2 protein-coding genes are annotated in these 1,843 nt (G+C 58.1%); both read right to left on the bottom strand.

The window, feature by feature from the left end; genetic code table 11:
* Positions 1-218 precede the first annotated feature (218 nt).
* Positions 219-1,190: a TRAP transporter substrate-binding protein gene (locus tag AC1DWI_RS21425; protein WP_477725704.1), complete on the bottom strand. Its 972-nt coding sequence runs from the start codon at positions 1,188-1,190 to the stop codon at positions 219-221.
* A gap of 92 nt (positions 1,191-1,282) precedes the next feature.
* Positions 1,283-1,843: Rossmann-fold NAD(P)-binding domain-containing protein (locus tag AC1DWI_RS21420; RefSeq protein WP_477725703.1), on the bottom strand; the 561-nt coding region annotated here is incomplete at its 5' end.

Here is a 1,843-nt window from a genome sequence, read left to right as displayed (position 1 = left end):
AGGATCTGGAACACACCGAGCCCCGATGCGATGACCAGCATCACGCAGGCCACCAGCATGGAGAAGCCGGTGGTCCACCGTTCAAGTTGGAGAAAAGCTTGTTTCATGGATGCGCCGATACATGAGGAGAATTGAGAATTGCAATGAAAACGCCCGCAGACCAATGGCGGCGGGCGTAAGCAGCTACAAAAAAAGTAGCAAAATAGTTGCGGTACGGTTTACTTGTAGTTCCTGATCGCGTCGATGTTGGCTTTGCCGAACTGCTTTTCAAATTCAGCGTTGACCGGCGCCAGCGTTGCCACGAACTTCGCCTTGTCGACGTTTTCGATCACGGTCATGCCTTTGCTGCGCAGCTCGGCTACACCGTTGGCATCGTCCTGGTCCACGCGGGCCCGGTTCGCCTTGGTCGCTTCCTTGGCGGCATCAACGAAGGCTGTCTTGTYGGCAGCGCTGAGCTTGTCGAAGGCCGCTTTGTTCATCAAGAAAATGCAAGGTGAGTAAACGTGGCCGGTCAGTGAAAGGTGCTTTTGCACCTGGTCGAACTTGGCGGACATGATCACAGACAGGGGATTTTCCTGGCCGTCGACCGTGCCTTGCTGCAGCGCCGTGAATACTTCGGGAAAAGCCATGGGCGTGGTGATGATGCCCAGGCCTTTGTACGCAGCGATATGCACCGGATTTTCCATGGTGCGCATCTTCAGTCCCTTCAGGTCCTCCGGAACTTTCACGTCCCGCTTGCTGTTGGTCATGTGCCGAAAACCGTTTTCGGCCCAGGCCAGCGCCTTGAAGCCCTTGGCATCGAATTTGGTCAGGAGATTCTGGCCGATAGGGCCGTCCAGCACGGCGCGCGCGTGCGCCTTGTCCCGGAACAGGAAGGGAACGTCGAGGATCTTGGTCTCGGGGACAAAATTGGGTACGGGGCCGGTGGAGGAGAAGGCCAGCTCCTGGGTGCCCAGCTGCACGGCCTCGATGGATTCGCGTTCGCCGCCCAGGGCCCCGTTGTAGAAGGTCTGGACTTTGTAGCGGCCTGCTGTGCGTTTCTCGACTTCTTTGGCAAAAGTGTCGATGGCAATGCCCTGATGCGAATTCTGGGCCGTGGAAATGCTGATTTTCATGGTGGTCTGTGCATTTGCAGACGCCATGAATCCCGCTGCGAGCGTCATACCGATAATCAGTTTTGAAAGCTTCATGTTGTTTGTCTCCGTTGAGTGATCGGGCCGGGAATTTTGTGGACGACTGGGGCCGGTTCTGCATCAGGATTTTCCGACCATAAGCACACGCATTATTGCCGCGATGCATCTGCGGTCGTGCGCGGGTTTTCGCTTAAGTACGCCGCGATGATGCTTTCAAAATCACTGTCAGGCAGCAGGCCCAGCGACCGCGCGCGTGCTGCGTCGATATCGGCGGGCCAGTTGCCCACGATTCTTGCGATGACAGGGTCGTACACCCAGTCGATCAGTCCCGCCGCATCTTTGCCGGCCACCCGGGCCAACGCCTGCGCCATTTCACCGACCGTTGTCTTGAGGGCCGGCAGGTTGACGGCTGTGCGGGCGCCCCATTCGGTGTCGGTAGCCTCTGAAGCACGAATCAATCCCTCCACCGTACGTCCGGGCGACGCAAGAGCCACGGCCGTTTCGGGAGGAACAGGGCACTGTGCCCTCGTTCCCGCAAGGGGTTCCCGAATAATGCCGCTGAGAAAGCTCGATGCCGCACCGTTGGGTTTTCCGGGCCGCACGCTCACCGTCATCAGACGCACATTGCGCCCGCGTATGAAGCCCTTGCGCGCGTAATCAGCCACCAGTTGTTCACCGATAAATTTCTGGATGCCGTAGCTGTTCTGCGG

Source organism: Polaromonas sp. P3_C2 (assembly GCF_056402675.1).
Note: the sequence above shows the minus strand (reverse complement) of the source record. Positions and strands in the feature narration are given on the sequence as shown.